At 55.9% G+C, this 16,376-nt stretch carries 19 protein-coding genes and 1 tRNA gene; 5 read left to right on the top strand and 15 right to left on the bottom strand.

Annotated elements, in window-relative coordinates:
• Nucleotides 1–9 precede the first annotated feature (9 nt).
• The 3 genes from IEW66_RS04620 to IEW66_RS04610 are packed head-to-tail and all read right to left on the bottom strand — an operon-like array spanning nt 10 to nt 2,869.
• Nucleotides 10–495 carry a 3-isopropylmalate dehydratase small subunit gene (locus IEW66_RS04620; RefSeq protein ID WP_188680698.1) on the bottom strand — a complete coding sequence of 162 codons (486 nt, stop codon included), beginning with the start codon at nt 493–495 and terminating at the stop codon, nt 10–12.
• The gene (locus tag IEW66_RS04615; RefSeq protein ID WP_188680696.1) at nt 492–1,748 is read right to left on the bottom strand and encodes a 3-isopropylmalate dehydratase large subunit; all 1,257 of its coding nucleotides are present in this window, start codon (nt 1,746–1,748) and stop codon (nt 492–494) included. The genes IEW66_RS04620 and IEW66_RS04615 overlap by 4 nt, the downstream gene beginning before the upstream one ends.
• 5 nt (nt 1,749–1,753) lie before the next feature.
• Entirely contained in the window at nt 1,754–2,869 is a 1,116-nt protein-coding gene (locus IEW66_RS04610; RefSeq protein ID WP_188680694.1) for a LeuA family protein, read from the bottom strand.
• Between the two features lie 257 nt (nt 2,870–3,126).
• Here IEW66_RS04610 and IEW66_RS04605 point away from each other — a divergent pair, with 257 nt between their 5' ends.
• Nucleotides 3,127–4,053, top strand: coding sequence for an alpha/beta hydrolase (locus tag IEW66_RS04605; RefSeq protein WP_188680692.1), 927 nt, complete (start codon nt 3,127–3,129; stop codon nt 4,051–4,053).
• Here the strand turns inward: IEW66_RS04605 and IEW66_RS04600 are convergent.
• Nucleotides 4,043–4,996: a pyridoxal phosphate-dependent aminotransferase gene (locus IEW66_RS04600; RefSeq protein ID WP_188680690.1), complete on the bottom strand. Its 954-nt coding sequence runs from the start codon at nt 4,994–4,996 to the stop codon at nt 4,043–4,045. The genes IEW66_RS04605 and IEW66_RS04600 overlap by 11 nt on opposite strands.
• Nucleotides 4,997–5,230: 234 nt before the next feature.
• Here IEW66_RS04600 and IEW66_RS04595 point away from each other — a divergent pair, with 234 nt between their 5' ends.
• Together IEW66_RS04595 and IEW66_RS04590 are read left to right on the top strand one after the other, a co-directional pair.
• Entirely contained in the window at nt 5,231–6,016 is a 786-nt protein-coding gene (locus tag IEW66_RS04595; protein ID WP_188680688.1) for an ABC transporter ATP-binding protein, read from the top strand.
• Nucleotides 6,013–7,635, top strand: a complete 1,623-nt coding sequence (locus IEW66_RS04590; RefSeq protein ID WP_188680686.1) for an ABC transporter permease subunit — start codon at nt 6,013–6,015, stop codon at nt 7,633–7,635. Before IEW66_RS04595 ends, IEW66_RS04590 begins: the two co-directional genes overlap by 4 nt.
• Nucleotides 7,636–7,637: 2 nt before the next feature.
• Here the strand turns inward: IEW66_RS04590 and IEW66_RS04585 are convergent, their stop codons facing one another.
• The gene (locus IEW66_RS04585; protein ID WP_188680684.1) at nt 7,638–8,120 is read right to left on the bottom strand and encodes an AAA-associated domain-containing protein; all 483 of its coding nucleotides are present in this window, start codon (nt 8,118–8,120) and stop codon (nt 7,638–7,640) included.
• A gap of 113 nt (nt 8,121–8,233) precedes the next feature.
• Here IEW66_RS04585 and IEW66_RS04580 point away from each other — a divergent pair, with 113 nt between their 5' ends.
• Nucleotides 8,234–8,692, top strand: a complete 459-nt coding sequence (locus tag IEW66_RS04580) for a hypothetical protein (protein ID WP_188680682.1) — start codon at nt 8,234–8,236, stop codon at nt 8,690–8,692.
• Nucleotides 8,693–8,762: 70 nt separating this feature from the next.
• Here IEW66_RS04580 and IEW66_RS04575 read toward each other — a convergent pair whose 3' ends face one another.
• Complete coding sequence (locus tag IEW66_RS04575; protein WP_188680680.1) at nt 8,763–9,506, bottom strand: class II glutamine amidotransferase; 744 nt, start codon at nt 9,504–9,506, stop codon at nt 8,763–8,765.
• A gap of 172 nt (nt 9,507–9,678) precedes the next feature.
• On the opposite strand from IEW66_RS04575, the gene pip reads away from it, so the two are divergent.
• Nucleotides 9,679–10,575 (top strand): proline iminopeptidase, encoded by an 897-nt coding sequence (gene pip, locus IEW66_RS04570; RefSeq protein WP_188680678.1) that lies wholly within the window; start codon nt 9,679–9,681, stop codon nt 10,573–10,575.
• Between the two features lie 427 nt (nt 10,576–11,002).
• Here pip and IEW66_RS04565 read toward each other — a convergent pair whose 3' ends face one another.
• The 9 genes from IEW66_RS04565 to IEW66_RS04525 all read right to left on the bottom strand — a co-directional run bounded on the left by IEW66_RS04565 (nt 11,003) and on the right by IEW66_RS04525 (nt 16,374).
• A complete protein-coding gene (locus IEW66_RS04565; protein WP_188680676.1) occupies nt 11,003–11,578 on the bottom strand; it encodes a DUF929 family protein in 576 nt (191 codons plus the stop codon).
• Between the two features lie 114 nt (nt 11,579–11,692).
• Entirely contained in the window at nt 11,693–12,166 is a 474-nt protein-coding gene (locus tag IEW66_RS04560) for a hypothetical protein (RefSeq protein WP_188680674.1), read from the bottom strand.
• Between the two features lie 1,189 nt (nt 12,167–13,355).
• Nucleotides 13,356–13,428: transfer RNA gene (locus tag IEW66_RS04555), tRNA-Pro, on the bottom strand.
• Nucleotides 13,429–13,430: 2 nt separating this feature from the next.
• Entirely contained in the window at nt 13,431–13,649 is a 219-nt protein-coding gene (locus IEW66_RS04550; protein ID WP_188680672.1) for a DNA-directed RNA polymerase subunit N, read from the bottom strand.
• A gap of 4 nt (nt 13,650–13,653) precedes the next feature.
• A complete protein-coding gene (locus IEW66_RS04545; RefSeq protein WP_188680670.1) occupies nt 13,654–14,055 on the bottom strand; it encodes a 30S ribosomal protein S9 in 402 nt (133 codons plus the stop codon).
• A 2-nt stretch (nt 14,056–14,057) separates the two neighbouring features.
• Entirely contained in the window at nt 14,058–14,471 is a 414-nt protein-coding gene (locus IEW66_RS04540) for a 50S ribosomal protein L13 (RefSeq protein WP_188680668.1), read from the bottom strand.
• A gap of 6 nt (nt 14,472–14,477) precedes the next feature.
• Complete coding sequence (locus IEW66_RS04535; protein WP_188680666.1) at nt 14,478–14,846, bottom strand: 50S ribosomal protein L18e; 369 nt, start codon at nt 14,844–14,846, stop codon at nt 14,478–14,480.
• Nucleotides 14,847–14,894: 48 nt separating this feature from the next.
• Nucleotides 14,895–15,632 (bottom strand): RNA methyltransferase, encoded by a 738-nt coding sequence (locus IEW66_RS04530; RefSeq protein WP_188680664.1) that lies wholly within the window; start codon nt 15,630–15,632, stop codon nt 14,895–14,897.
• Entirely contained in the window at nt 15,616–16,374 is a 759-nt protein-coding gene (locus tag IEW66_RS04525; RefSeq protein WP_075056347.1) for an FKBP-type peptidyl-prolyl cis-trans isomerase, read from the bottom strand. Before IEW66_RS04525 ends, IEW66_RS04530 begins: the two co-directional genes overlap by 17 nt.
• Nucleotides 16,375–16,376: the final 2 nt, after the last annotated feature.

The following is a 16,376-nucleotide window of genomic DNA, read 5'->3' as shown; positions in this document are numbered from 1 at the left end:
GGATGACCGCTACCTTGAGCGTAGCCCGCCACCCTTCACGTAGTTTATGAGGCCGCCTGCCCTTATTATCCCGGCTATGAACTCCGGGTACGGGCTGAACGTGTACCTGCCCCTGGGGGTATCTATGGTGCCTTGGTCAGTGTCAACCCTTATGGTGTCCCCCTGCTCAACATCAACATCAGCCTCTATCACCGGAAGGCCCAGGTTTATGGAGTTCCTGTAGAATATCCTCGCAAAGCTCTTCGCCACCACGCAGGATATGCCAGCGCCCTGGATGGCCAGCACAGCGTGCTCCCTGCTCGACCCTGACCCGAAGTTCCTGCCCGCCACGATGATGTCTCCTGGCCTCACAGCACCCCTCATTTCCGGGACAGTGTATTCCAGTATGTGTTCCGCCAGCTTCTTCCTGTCAGATGTGACAAGGTACCTGGCAGGTATTATCTGGTCTGTGTCTATGTTGTCACCGAGCTTCCACACCCTGCCTTCCATGATCATCTGGCCAGCACCTCCTCTGGCTTCACTATTCTGCCTGCAACTGCGCTCGCAGCCACCACAGACGGGTTCGCCAGGTAGACCTTCGAGTCCCTGTCACCCATCCTGCCCAGGAAGTTCCTGTTCGTGCTTGATATGCACACCTCCCCTGGCCCGAGGACACCCATGTAGCCGCCAAGGCACGCGCCGCAGGTCGGGCCGGAGAAGAAGCCACCCGCCTCCACGATTATTTCTGCCAGGCCCTCCCTTATGGCGTCCTCATAGACCCTCTGGCTCGATGGCACCACGATGAGCCTAACCGAAGGGTGAACCTTCCTGCCCCTCAGGATCTCCGCTGCCTTCCTTATGTCCTCCAGCCGGCCGTTAGTGCACGAACCGATGTATGCCTGGTCTATGTGGTCATCGACCTCGCTCACCGGCCTCACGTTGTCCGGCGAGCCTGGTAGGGCCACCTGAGGCTCGAGCTCTGTGGCATCTATGTGGATGTCGCTGACATACTCAGCGTCCGAGTCTGCAGATACCTCCCTGTACGTGCCCCTCACACGGCCCCTTAGGTACTCATGCGTCTTCTTGTCGACATGCACATAGGCGCACTTGGCTCCGGCCTCAGTGGTCATGTTCGCAATGGTCATCCTCTCAGCAACGTCGAGGAGCGATATGGTGCTGCCGTAGAATTCCATCGACCTGTAGCGTGCACCCTCCACCCCGATCTCGGATATGACCCTGAGTATTATGTCCTTCCCCTCAACGTATGGGTCCGGCTCGCCATCTACCTGGAACCTCATACTCTGGGGCACGCGAAACCACATGCGGCCCGTGGCGAATATCACACCCGCTTCGGTGCTGCCTATGCCCACAGATATTGCCCCCAGGGCACCGTATGTGCATGTGTGGGAATCCGCGCCAGCTATGAGCCTTCCAGGCGCAGCGAACCCTTGTTCCATCATCACCTGGTGGCACACCCCTCCGCGCCCCACCTCGAAGTAGTTCTCTATGCCGTACTTCCACACGAAGTCCCGGAGCTTCCTGGCCTGTATGGCGCTCGCTATGTCCTTGGCCGGGACAAAGTGGTCAGGTATCAGCACGATCTTCTCCCTTATTGGCTCCATGCCCAGCTGGTTGAAGGCTTCTATGGCCGGCGCACCTGTGATGTCGTTGGCCATCACGTAGTCTACTTCCGCCTCCACAAAATCGCCAGCGTAGGCATCAGTGCCAGAATGGGCCGAGAAAACCTTCTCTGCAACCGTCTTTCCCAACACAATCACCTCGCACTCTCAAACCTCTCCACGACCTCATCCTCCGTGATCCGCCCACCTGATGCCTTTATGGAGCGCAGGACTGCCCTCGCCTCCTCCTCGTCAATCTCCATTCCCCTGTTCCTGAAGGCCCATATCACTGCGTTTATGCCGGAGTGCTTCCCGAAGACCACCTCCCTCCTCCGCCCGACGATGGCTGGGTCGAAGGCCTCGTAGGTCGAAGGCTCGTTTATGACGCCATGCACGTGTATGCCCGCCTCGTGGGAGAAGGAGTTCTGCCCCACTATGGCCCTGTTGGGCTGCACCGGTACACCGGACTTCTCCGCCACCAGGCGGGAGAGATCGTAGAGCCTGTCCTTCCTTATGCCTGTCCTGCAGCCCAGGAAAGCCTCTGCCCCGAGGACACACTCCTCGAGCGAGGCGTTGCCTGCCCTCTCGCCAATGCCATTGACCGTTACCTGCATCTGCCTGGCCCCGGCGGCTATGCCGAACAGCGTGTTCGCTGTGGCGAGGCCGAAGTCGTTGTGGCAGTGCACTGATAGATCGGTGCTGAACGCGGAGTGCACCTCCCTGACCATCTCGAACATGGACGAGGGGAACATGACGCCCACGGTGTCGGGTATGTTAATCCACCTGGCCCCTGCTTCCACGGCAGTTGCAATTGCCCTGAAGAGGAACTCCCTGTCGGACCTTGTGGCGTCCTCGGGCGAGAACATGGTGCCTATGCCAGAGGACGAGCACCTCTCCACTGAATCCCTTATCCTGGATATCACCTGATCCCTGTTCATGCGCAGCTTGTAATGCATATGCGTATCCGATGTGGCTATAAATACATGCACCAGGGAAGCCCCTGAATTTATGGCCCTCTCGATATCCCCTGTATTGCACCGGGCCAGTGCCGCCACCTCGGACCTTGACACGGTGGAGGCCACCTGTGCCACGGCGTCCATCTCTTCCTCTGATACCGCGGGAAAGCCTGCCTCTATTATATCAACACCAGCTTCCTCCAGAGCCGATGCTATCTCCACCTTGTCCCTGGCACCGAAGGCGACGCCCGGAGTCTGCTCCCCGTCCCTGAGCGTGGTATCGAAGACCACGACGCGGCCGCAGTCCCTCTTCACGTACCAGGGGCTCCATATCCGGTAACTCTGTACACTATCCTCTCTTCCTTCACCGCCCGAAAACACAGACACCACCTCTTGCCCTCAGTTACGGTACAGGATGGTGCCTGCCAGAGTGTAATAAGAGAACGCAGGACACCTCTTCTGTTACCGTGGGCAACACTGGTAGGCTATAGCATACCATTGTTAATAAACCTTTCACTGCCCTTTATCGATACTGGAAAAGTAGATAAGGCCAGAATGGCATATTTCAGGTCATGACATTGGACCCGCAGATAAGGAACATGCTGAAGATCCTTGAGAACAACCCCATGCCGGATCCCAGGACAACGCCGCTGGACAGGATAAGATCCATGGAGCGGCTGGCCGTGTCCCAGGTGCCGGAGATAAGTGTGAGGAGCGTCAGGGACACTGTTTTCAGGCTCCCTGGCAGGGACCTCAAGGTCAGGATCTACGATGATGCTGGGAGCGACTGTGCCATCCTCTACCTGCACGGTGGTGGGTTTGTGCTCGGCAGTATAGAGACGCATGATGCCATGTGCAGGTACATGGCGAAGCACTCAGGTGCAAAGGTGTTCTCTGTTGACTACAGGCTCGCTCCGGAGAGCAAGTTCCCCGCAGCGGCTGAGGACGCCATAGATTCCTATGCCTACCTCATGGAGCACTCCCCTGACTTCGGCATCAGTAGCGAGAGGATATGCATAGCTGGGGACAGTGCAGGCGGAAACCTCACAGCCGTGGCCTGCGCAATGGCAAAGATGAGGGGCCTCAGGCAGCCCAGGCTCCAGGCCCTGTTCTACCCGGTTGTGGGCCCTGACTTCGCGTCCGAATCGTACAGGGAGTACGGGGATGGCCTGATACTCACGCACGACCTGATGTCATGGTTCTCCGACCAGTACCTGAATGGCCCCCAGGACGCCCTCGACCCCAGGTTCTCGCCCATACTGCTTCCTGACCTGTCGGGCCTGGCAGACGCGGTGATTGTGACAGCGGAGTATGACCCGCTCAGGGATCAGGGTGAGACTTATGCAGAGAGGCTGAGGAGGCATGGCGTCAACGTCACCGCCATCCGGGTGTCAGGCATGGTCCACGGCTTCCTCTCCAGCGCTTTCTACATATCCAGGGCGGCCGAGGACACGCTCAGGATGGTGTCCTCACTGATTGGCTCGAGGCTCAGGGAGTAGGAGGGAAGTCCTCCAGCGCCCCCTTCAGGGCCTCGAATGCCTCCGGGAAGTCCTCCCTTGTGGCGCAGACCCTGAAGTTGGGGCCACTGGCACCGAAGATGCTCCCGGGCACCACAGAGACACCCCTGCCCCAGAGGTACTCGCACACCTCCTCCGGCGCGGCGTCAGTGTAGCTGGAATAGTCCACGAACGTGACCGGGACGGATACTGGTTCGATTTTTTTGTAGAACCTCAGCCTGCCAGTGTGGCTCACCATGTAAGAGAGGTTCTTCCTGACCATGGGCCTGACAGTGGAGGCGATGTTGTCGTAGTCCTTCAGGATCCTGAGCGCGGATCCCAGGGACATGGAAGGCATGTTTTCCCAGACAAGGCCCCTGAGCCCCTCTATCCTCCTCCTCATCTCCGTGTCCGGGCAGACTATGAAGCCCACCCTTACGTCGTCAGCGCCGAAGAACTTTGTGAGCGTGGTGACCCTGAACACGTCACCCGCGTACCTGACCTTCCCCGGGTCAGTGTGGAACATCAGGAATGTCTCATCGACGACCGCGTTGCCCCTGAATGCTTGCCTGAATGCACCCGTGGGGTTGTTGGGGTTGCTTGCGAAGGTGACCCCGCCGTTTTCCTCCCTCATTCCCGATATGGCGGGGGCCTTGAACATCAGTTCGTATTCCGGCCTTGGAGCCGTGAATGTCTCCTTGCCGGACAGCCTGAGGGCCAGTGCCACCAGGAAGACGCCCTCCGTGGCACCGTGCGTCACCACAACACCTGACGGGTCCACACCGTATATGGACGAGAACTCCTCCCTCACCTGCTCCTCACTTGCAGTTCCTGCGGCCAGGTAACGCTCGATCCCCGTCCTCCCAGCCATACCGCTCTGCGAGAGGTCAAACCTTGCCCTGTGGCCCCTTATCCAGACGCCGGTGTCAAATACAGGGAAAACCACGCCCTTGTATCGCCTGCAGGGTTAAACATTCTCCCATGGGCAGCCATGTCCTGTGCGGACATTGTAGTGAAGCCTGCCACAGTCGGTATCCTACAGATGCGGGCACTGTAAAGGGGAAAACGGTGGGAGAGTGCATGTTTCCAACCGCACACTTATACCCTGACGGAGTGCCTGTATTCCATCTATTTTGCTTTTATGTATACACCACAACTACAATGTGTGTAACAGTTTTATATGATATGCCCATACCGCTCTGGTGAGGACAGTGGAACAACGATTGAGGTCAGGAACCTCGAGTTTGTTTATGAGAACGGTTTCAGGGTCTTCACGAACGTTAACCTCACCGCGGGCGAGAAGCAGTTCGTCTCCATAGTTGGCCCATCCGGTGTCGGCAAGTCCACTCTGCTCAGGCTCATCGGGGGGTTCCTGAAGCCGACATCTGGAGAAGTCTACCTCGAGGGCAGGAGGATACTGAGGCCGACACCCAGGGTAATACTCGTCCACCAGTCCATCGTCACCTTTCCCTGGATGACTGCCCTCGAGAATGTGATGCTTGCACTGAAGCCGAAGAGGATGAGCAAGGAGGAGGCAAGGGAGGTGGCTAGGCAGGCACTGGAGAGGGTTGGCCTGCAGGGGTTTGAGGACCTCTACCCCAAGGAGATGAGCGGAGGGATGAGGCAGAGGGTGGCTGTGGCCAGGGCACTTGCAGCCGACCCGGCAGTGCTGCTAATGGACGAACCGTTCGCACACCTTGACGAGCTCACAGCGGAGGGTCTCAGGCAGGATATATACAACATACTCTTCAGCGAGGACAACCCCCTGCGCAGCGTCATAATGGTGTCCCACAACCTGACCGAGGTGCTCGAGCTGTCGGACAGGATATACGTTGTAAACGGGTCTCCGGCCACGATCGTGGCAACTGTGGACGTCAGGATGCCCAGGCCCAGGAGCCCCAGGAACCCGGAGTTTGACAGGTACCTTGACCTCCTTTACGGTTACCTCACGAGGGAGAGGAGATGAACCAGATACTCCTGATCATTGCCGCAACGGCCGCCACCTCGGGGCGTGTGCTCGGCCTGATGCTCCTCTCCATAGTCACCGGGTGGTTCCTCTCGTATGCGGCAGTGAAGAGCCAGACCTTCGAGAACGTATACATACCACTCATAGAGGTGCTCGAATCTGTGCCCGTGATCTCCTTCTTCCCAGTCGTGCTCTCGCTCTTTGTCCTGGGCATAGGTGGCCCCCTGGGAGTGGAACTGGCCGCCGACTTCCTCGTCTTCACCGCAGTTGTCTGGAACATATGGATGGGCGAGTACCAGGCCTTCAAGACCATTCCGAGGGAGATGATCGAGGTATCCGACAACTACAGGCTCACCTTCTTCGAGAGGATGAGGAACGTCTACATACCCTTCTCTGTGCCGAGGATAGCAGCGAACCTGTTCCCCAGCGTGTCGGACGGTTTCTTCTACATAACGGTGAGCGAGGTCTTCTCCGTTGGGGTGCACACGTACCAGACCTTCGGCATAGGAACTCTCCTGAACGGTTACGTAAGTGCCGGGGCATACAGCCTCGTCTGGACGGCACTCGGCATCCTCGCGGTTTTCATAGCAGCCATAGTCCTGGGGCTCAGGCAGTTCAGTAGGTACGCCGTGGCCAAGTACACCCTCGATACCGACCAGCCAATAGTGAGGAGGGGCAGGCTCAACGTCCGGGAGACACTGAGGCTCTCCGCCATCGCCTCCGTGAACCCCCTCACAAAACTGGCCAGGTACAACATATTCAGGTCGCAGAGGCCAGTTGAGGATGACGACTTTGACAGGGAGAAGAGGGTGCACAACCTCAGGTACGTGTGGGCCTCCACGGGCTTCGTGGTCCTAGCCCTCATCGTTTACGGCTCCTATTCGGAGATAGTGAGGGTGAGCGCGAGGACATGGTCCACACTTATCGGAGAGACACCTTTCCTGCTTGAGAGCCTGGCATACGACTACTTGAGGGTTGCAGTCATATCTCTTGTTTCCACAGCGATAGCCATATTCTTGGGGTACTACCTGGCCCAGCACAGCAGGGCAGAGGCCGTAGGCGTCCCGCTCATACAGACGCTGAGTGCCTACCCGGCCCCGACGTACTTCCCCTTCCTCTTCCTCGGCGTATACCCGGTAGTCACTTACTTCTTCGGCCCACTAACGGATGAGGCCTTTGTCCTATTCCTGGGCTTCGTGAGCACCTTCTACTACGTCTTCTACAGCTTCTGGATGGGTGTGAAGGCCATGCCGGCAGAGTACGGGGAGGTCATGAGGAACCTGAACCTCTCATACTTCCAGAGGCTCAGGTACGTGATAATACCGTCCACCCTGCCCTACCTTGTCAGTGGCATATCCTCCACGGTGAACAGTGCCTGGGGCGGCCTCATGATCGGTGAGTACTGGCCGAGCATAGCGGCGGGCAAGAACTTGACGGTATCTGTGGGCCTCATGAAGGTCATAGACGTTGCCACGTCAAACGGGAACATAGCACTGGCGGCCTGGGCCTCTCTGCTCTTCGGAATGGTGGTTGTGGCCTATTCCCTGCTCTTCACAAAGAGGCTCCTTGACCTGGCCAGGAAGAAGTATGTGGCGGAGGAGGGCATATACGCTGCGTGATGTCAGCTCTTCACTGCCTTTTTCACCGCCTCGAAGCCGTCCTCCGTCTTCCTGATGAGACCGGAGTATATGCCCCACTCTATCAGTATGACCTCAAGGTCACGCCTGCCCGAGGGGCTGTTGTAGGTCTGGATGCCCTTTGCCTCAAGGGCGTCATAGAGGTCATCAACGGTAAAATCTCCCATGGATATTGCGGTGGCGAACGGCTCAAGCCTGTCCAGTATCTGCCTCAGTATCTCCTTCCTCCTCTTTATGCTGCCGAGTATGTACTCCTTCCCCAGGCCCGTGATCTCGATGTCGCCATCCACCACATGGACGAAGCCGAGCCTTGCGGCCGTGTATACTATTGGCATGAGGTCGTCAAGGTCGACCTCCATCTCCTTCTCCAGCTCATACAGGTCTGTACGGTCTGGAAAAACATATGTGAGGACATACAGCAGGCCAACCAGGTCTGCGATGCGGGCGTTTGGTTCTATGCTTTCCATTTACTTCTTAATATTGCAGTCCTGTTATTTATCTTTTCCCGAACACTTCCGTGCGTTTCCCGTTGGAAATGTGAATCTAGAAATACGCGGTACAGAATCACACATGAACTGCGTTGGAACCCATCAGGAACAACCACCCCAACAACAGGCGCACCCTCCTGAGGATCGCTGTTTCCGTAATAGCGGTAATAGCTGTTGTTGTGGCTGTCCTCGCAGCCACAGGGCAGTTCAGCTCCAGGACTGTGAATGTGATGGCTGTCAATGTTGCCGTAATGGACAACAACACATCGCAGCAGATATACAGCGCCCACATACCCTGGAACTTCAGGACCTACTACGGTGGCTCCACCATTACCATCAGGACAGTGATAGAGGACACCCTGTCGGTGCCAATCAACGTAACAGAGGTTTCTTCGGCCACGCCAGGGTTCAGTGTGCCTGGCTACGTTCTCTCATCCACAACATCGGTGATAGGGCCAGGAAAGGGCGTGGACATGGCCATAGGCGTCAGGCTGCCTGACAGAAACTTTGCCGGTGTCCTTGACATTACGGTCTATGTGAACCAGGTGTAGACCCATTCCGGTGGGTGCTGGCCTGTCCCGGATGGCAGGGTGGATACCTGTGGCCCATCATGTGCATGCTTCAGAGGGTGAAGGATTCCCTGAAACAGGCGTTCTCCTCAACTGCCATGGTGTCCTGCACAAGGGGTTGGCCCGAGGCGTCGATGAGGCCCATGTAGTAGGCAACTGTGGATGACATCACTGCGAAGCTGCCACCGGTCTGCCTGGAGTAAAGGCGGCCGTACACGCTCTCCTTCAGCAGTGATGAGTGGTAGTATACCTCCGCCATCCTCCCGTTCCCGATGAAGAGTGCCAGGACGTTCAGGGCCCCCTTCATGGCATTCTCACGGCAGAATTCCATAACTTCCCTGAAGCCCTCGAACGCCCCCTTCCCGAGCGTGGACATGGCCTCACACATCACCTGAGTGTCGCTCTTCCCCTCTACCCTGACGCCGTACTCCCTGCCCACCTTTTCCTTGTCCACCCAGCCGTTGTGGCACACGTACATGTGCCCGTCCTGCGCGGTTACAGTGAACGGGTGCGAGTACGCAGGTGCATTCACGGGCTCACCATCCGCAGCGAGCCTGGCATGGAACAGTGCCAGGAATGTTTGGCCCAGTGCGTCTGGAATGGCCGGTAAGTCCTGGTAAATGGGCCTTGTTGACCTCCACGTGAATACTGCGTCGCCTGATGCCAGCGCACAGCCCCACCCATCCCTGTGTGCCTCCCCATTGCGGAACACGTCGTTCCTGGCAGCCCTGACAAGCGCACTGACAATGGACTGCTGCTCTGCCCTCCGGGAGAACGAGGCGAACATCCTGCACATGTATGGATGAGGCCGCCTGGATTTAGAATGCTTTCCATGTGACTGAATGAGGCCTGCCTCCTGATCCCACCCTGTGCAGGACAGAGGCATGAAGGTGGCTGCGGTAATCTTGAAAAAGCCATGCTGAAAGTTTTGAATGGGACGACCCGTTACTGCATGGCGGGGTGCTCTCATGGAGAAGGATGTCGATTGTGAGGGGTGCACAGACGGGTATGCAAAGGTACAGGGTATCTACATCTACTACAAATTGTGCCGGGCAGAGGATGAGAAGGCAAAGCTGATGACCATGCACGGCGGGCCAGGCATGTCGCATGACTACCTCCTGTCACTGAGGGATCTTGTGGATCACGGGATCACCGTGCTCTTCTATGACCAGTTCGGTTGCGGAAGGTCAGAGGAACCTCCGGTTGAGGACTTTACAATAGACTACGGTGTGGAGGAGGCTGAGACACTGAGGAAACAGTTGTTCGGTGAGGAGAAGGTGTTCCTAATGGGATCCTCCTACGGAGGGGCACTGGCACTTGCATACGCCCTGAAGTACCAGGACAGGCTAAGGGGCCTCATAGTGTCTGGGGGCCTTTCCTCCGTGCCGCTAACCGTGAGGGAGATGGAGAGGCTCATAGACGGCCTGCCAGCCAGGTACAGGGACGCCATAAGGGAATACGGTGCGAAGGGCCTGTACAACGAACCAGCATACCTCTCTGCTGTGAACTACTTCTACCACCAGCACCTGCTGCGCTCCGAGGACTGGCCTGAGGAGGTCCTGAGGTCCCTGGAATACGGGGAGAAGAGGAACGTCTACAGGGTCATGAATGGCCCGAACGAGTTCACCATAACTGGCACGATAAAGGACTGGGACATTACGGACAGGCTGCACGAGATAAAGGTACCAACACTCGTCAGCGTCGGGGAGTATGATGAGGTCACGCCTGCAGTTGCGGAGGTGATCCACAGGAACATAGGTGGCTCGGAGATGGTCATCTTCAAGGGCTGCTCCCACCTCACCATGTGGGAGGACAGGAAGGGCTACAACGATACGCTAAGGAAGTTCATACTCTCACACCTGTAACCCAACTCCTTGCGGGGAAAGGCCCAGACTGCAGAGGCCCACTCAGTATTAGTGCGGTGCAGGGAGTTACAATACCCTCTGGAGGTACAAGGCCAGGTGATACTGACGATTCAGGAAGGACTGAAAGGGCACCCTTCCAGTTTCTACCGACTAGCACAGCCCTCCACACCATTGGGCTATCGGACCCTTCCTGCCGAATGAACTAACCATATCAGTTCCTAGTTACAGAAACTTTGAAGGGGAAGTCTTCGTGGGTGCCTAGGTACTATAAAGTTGATGCCACTAGCCAGGGATCATAACCCTTTAGGGAGCCGATTTCTCTTGTCTTCTACAATAAGATTGGGATTACTGGCCCATCAGGTATGAGATCACCTGGTCAACACACCCTGCCTCTTTGATTATCACAGTGGCCGCGGCCCCGCTCTTCTCATCCAGGTCTTTCATTGACCTCATTCGTAGTCATATTGGGGATATACGATGGGGAATAGGAAGACCCAACCTCCAGGTACTCACCGTTGATGAGAATGAACGGGATCGAATCCTGTGGGTCGTACCTGTTTAAGAGTGCCTTGGTGCTCGCGTTAAGTTCCGTTATGGCGTGCCATGTCTCGTTGTACATCTCGATGCCATGGAACACGATGGTGGTTGATGAATAGGTAGCGTTCATGAGGTTTATCCCCAGGGTTCCTGGAAATACGTCCCCATTGTAAGAGTGCACGAACTGTACCGATGACCAGGAGCCGTAGTGGAGGAGGGCATAGTATATGACCCAGCTCTCGGCATCCCAGAAGGTACATGCCTCCGCACCGATAAACAGCACAGTAACCCTGTTGGAGGCGGATATGTGCTCCGTCACGGGAAAGAACGGGCCGAAGTCTGGTGGAGACTTGATATCGGAAATGCCCACGCCTTCCTTCAGGTGGATGAGTGAGGCGTAATGGAAGCCTGCATAGGCAATTATCGATGCAACAACAATCGCTAATACCATCCTCTTAATATTCACGGTATCACTCCTCCATTACACAGTACCTCAGCGTTCCAGAGGGATAGCTCAACTCGATGTTTATCCAGACCGGGTCACCCTTCACGAAATACGGTCCCATTTCGAGCACTGGCGTCACGAGAATGTGATCGGTGTTGATGTCAGATACCCAGAACACTGGCACGTGAGAGGCCCACCGTACTGCACTGAGCAGTTCGCATATGTTACTGCTCCCGGTGGCTCAGGCGTGAAGTTTCCAGAACACACGAGCGGAAGTGGCGGCAGCGCAGGATTCATGATTCCTGGGATCGCAAATATCCTCCATGGCCCGTAGGGAGCGAACTCAATGCTGGTCACGACATCTGGGCCCCTGTGGGCTACGAAGAACGTCCCGTAAGGTGGATAGCCCTCAGCCAGTATGTCTACGGGGATCGATGCCGTGCCATTCCACGCGGTCAGGTTGAAGTAGAAATAGTTCACCTCCAGGAAGAGGTGGTCAAAATAGATGTCACTACCCTTCACAAGGTCCATCTTGACCCAGTTCACGAACACCGGGCCAGTGGGTATGCTTGGCTCTGTTACGGCGGCATTGGTCGCGATCTCTACCATCCACCCCTCAACGTTAACAGGCGTTTTGCTGTACGTGAATGACTGCCCCATAATGGTGAACGTGACGTTTATGGAGTTGTTGAATGAATTGTATAGATAGACACGTTTCCCGTAGCCAAAACTGTAATAATCGAACGGATAGTGTGGGCCAGTGGCCTGGGCTCGACCTCATAGCTGGAAGGGGTTATGGATACTATCACAAACACGATGAAGGCCAGGGTTTTATCCCCCTTGATGGCACCTGGTGCTCACCACCAGTTATGCGGATATGCAGGCGCCCGACAGGAGATCAGCTGCGCGGGTAAACCATAAGCCTGGCCACCAGCCGCATAAAGCAAGTCTCTGACCTCCCCACTAGTCCTCTGATTACGGTATACCGTGCCGGGCACCGGTGATTCAAATACACCCCTGGCGATGGGATTTCCTCCTTTCGGTGAGAAGGCCTGCACCCCTTCAAAGCCAAAAGTTGTCCTGTTCTATCTGTTCACATATACGGCACCGTTTAAGCATGAACATTTTGGATGGCCTGGGAATATATCGATAGAATCAACGTAACCACCACCGCGACGATTTCTCGTGTTCACGTGGATACAATACCCTTCTATTATATTTTAAACCTACGCGTCAGAACCTACAAAACAACTAATATAACACTTATCATGTATAATTACAATGCCCCCAGATACAGTTGATATGGAAAATTATTGAATGCCACATATTCATGCAATGCCCGGCGTACATCTCCGAACCTGCTTTTCCGGAATGGTGTGATATTGCTACTGCCATTGATGAAATACACGGCGCTGACCCTGCCTCGGGTTCGTGTTTCGCTTATTAATTAATAATACCGTCTTTGGCAACCACCCGGTGACCTAAGTCCCAATACCTGTCCGTCCCTCCCCGCCATTCCGCCGAACCAGCCCTGGGCCGGAGGTGCAGGTTACCCGGGACACCAAAGGTGCATCCAGAGGAAATTTACGGTGCTATGCAGTTTAAAGGTGCAATTTTATGCCATTGTATCCGCCCGTTATTGCAGGCGTATCATATGGGCCTCTGTATCTGTTATCGAATTGGAAGTGCTTCAGTGGCATGGGCTCAAATGACGGGTGATACCGACTATCCAAGCCGGGTAACTAAAGGAGGCAACGCACAGAGGGGTGTGACAAGTTATGCTAAAGACTTAGATGGATGGGACCGTTGAGATTTGAACTCAAGTTGCCAACACCCCAAGCTGGCAGGATACCAAGCTACCCCACGGTCCCACTCATGAGAAGGGCATCACATCGTCAATCAGGTCAACGTGAGAGAGTATCATGCGCCTGCAGCAGTACCTGTGCAGGCCAAGCTCGTCTAGGGCCCTTGAGACCTCCTCCGGCGCAGGTTCTCGCCCAAGGGCGCGTATCTCGTCCATCCTGGCCCTGAACCTCACGTAATCCGATGCGATTACACGCCCGCAGCTGAAACACCTCACGGGAATTATCATTTATTCACCTGTATGACTTCTGCCTCTTCTTCCTGGCTCCCCTCCCCATGGGCTTCTTCGGGAGCTTCCTCCTGACATCGTTCACCATGAGGGTCCTGTCGAACTGCCTGAACATCTCCTCAAGGGAATCGTCTTTGAAGTACTCCACCATTCCCTTCGCCATTGCGGTCCTTGAGGCGTCTGCCTGGCCTGTTAGGCCGCCGCCCCTCACGTTGACCTCTATGTCGATCTCATTTGCCCTCTCGCCCAGGAGCCTTATGGGCTCCATGATCTTCTCCCTGAGCACCTCCACCGGATAGAGCTCAACTGGCACCCCGTTAATGGTGAACTTGCCGGTTCCCTTTTTCGTGACGGCCCTCGCAACGGCCGTCTTCCTCTTTCCAGAAGTAATCACGTAGTCCGCCACGGTCACACCTTCTGACCAAGTAGCCTGGAGATCTCACCGAGAGTGACGAAGCCGTTGACCTTCCTGTTCATGGCCTTCTCCACCCTGACCACCTGCGCACCCTTGAACGCTTCCGGGAAGCCACTGTAAACCTTGCACCTGTGGAGTGCCTCCTTGCCACGGGTCTTTTTCTTCGGGAGCATGTCGCCTATGGACCTCCTCAGGATCTCCCTGCTCGTCTTCGGGTAGTACGGGCCCTTCCTGACGCTACCGATCTCCCTCCTCTCCCTGAACCTGTTTATTATGAAGTCCCTGGAACCAGTGACCACTACCTTGTCCGCGTTCAGTATCGTTACCTCCTCCCCCTCAAGAAGCTTCTTCGCAACGAAGGTTGATAGGCGGCCATATACTGCGTTATCAGCGTCAATCACCATCATGATGCTTCACCCGATTATCTTGATGCCTGTGCCCTTAGGGTTCTCACTGGCCAGTTCCTCAAGGCTCACGTATCTGCCACCGGCCTCCTCTATTTTCCTCCTGGCAGAGGCTGAGGCCTTGAAGCCCGCTACGGTGATCTTCTTGGTGAGCCTACCTGTGCCGAGGACTGCGCCGGGCACTACGGCAACATCACCCTCGCTGGTGAGCCTGTCCAGCTTCGCCAGGTTCACGGCTGAATAGTTCCTCCTGGGCCCGGTGAGCCTCCTGGCTATGTCCCTCCACAGCCTGCCTCCGGATTCCCTGGAGGCCTGGAGCAGTTTATCTACCGTTGATCTTAATACAGGACTCTCCTTGTTATCCGCTCTTACAGACATCTATACCAGCTGCGTTGCTGGAAAATGCAGAATCGTTAATAAATTTTCTCAGTTCTCCCCTTCCTCAATCCTGTTTATTATATGCCTCAGTATGCCCATGATCTTGAAGAACTCCGCATCCGTGATCATTGACCTTGCGAATATCCTCCTCAGCATGACGAGCGTGTTCTCCTTCCTGCCGCCCCTGTAACCGACAAGGTCAAGGAGGTATCCCGTCCTCTCCATGAGGGCGTTGAACTGGATGTCGTTCATGGGCTCCGTGCCCCTCCTGGCTGCCCTGGGCACGTGCCTGTACATCTCGTAGAGTATGACTGCAACTGCATGGGAGAGGTTCATCACTGGGTGCCCCGGGTCTGTGGGTATGTTTATGAAGGCGTTGCACAGGTTCAGCTCCTCGTTCCTGAGGCCATCTGCCTCACGGCCGAACACCAGTGCTATTCTCACTCCTTCCTCCATGAAGTGGTCCCAGAACTCCTGGGGGGTGTAAGGGATCCTGCGGAACAGGTGAGCCTTGCTCCCCGTGTCGCTGGATGTGCCTGCCACCACATGGAAGCCGGTCACCGCCTCCTGCAGGCCGGTGAAAAATGTCGCTTTCTCGAGTATCTCCCTGCCCGCCATGGCCCTAGATACCGCCTCATCGCCTATTGGAGGTGGGTTGACAATCCTCAGGTCGCGTATGCCGAAGTTGGCCATGGCCCTGGCAGTGAAACCTATGTTGCCCTCGTACTGTGGCTCGACCAGTACGACAGAGACGTGGGGCCTCCTGGCCTCACTGCCCTGCTGCATTTGCCTCTGTGCTCTCCTCCTGGGGCTTCTCCTGGGCTTCCTCCTTCTTCTCCTCCTTCGGCTCCTCCTTCTGTGCCTCGTAGAACTCCTCTATCACGATGTCTTTGCCCTTCTCGTACTTCCTGAGGTCGCTGACTATCCTGAACTTGGCCTCTATCCAGGCCGCGTCGAACTTTGAGTTCTCAGGTATCCTTATCCTTATCTCCCTGTCCGTGACACTGACGCCGAACTCCGATGAATCGATGCTGTAGTACATATCAATTATTGCCTTCACCTTCTCTGTGTCATCGGTTATGACGCCCTTCACTGTGTACTTGTAGAACACGGGCTTGCCAGCCCACTGGTGGTTGTAGTCTACCAGGACCCTACCCGGCGTCACGGATATTATCCTACCGCGCCTGTTGTTGATCGTTACCTCCTTGCCGACCTCGGGCTCTATGTTGAGCCTCTGGAACTCCCTTATGTTGTGGACCTTGACATTCTTCGGGTCACGGAGGCCGTAGGCGTTCTCTGGCTCTATCCTCACCTCCACCTCCTTCCCGACCTCCGCGTTCTTGAATGAATCGTTGAGTTCCTTGAAAAGGCCCTCTGAGCCCACAATAACTACCGCGTCTTTGTACTTCATGTGCTCGTCGTAGATGTTGTTCTGCTTGGCCAGGTCTTCCTTGTTTGTTGAGACCAGCTTCCTGTCCTCTCCGACGCTCATTTCGTAGTCGATTCTGATAAAGTCCCCATCATTCATCA

The sequence above is a fragment of the Thermogymnomonas acidicola genome, from assembly GCF_014646795.1.
GTDB lineage: Archaea > Thermoplasmatota > Thermoplasmata > Thermoplasmatales > Thermoplasmataceae > Thermogymnomonas > Thermogymnomonas acidicola.
This window is presented reverse-complemented; position numbering and strand designations above follow the sequence as displayed.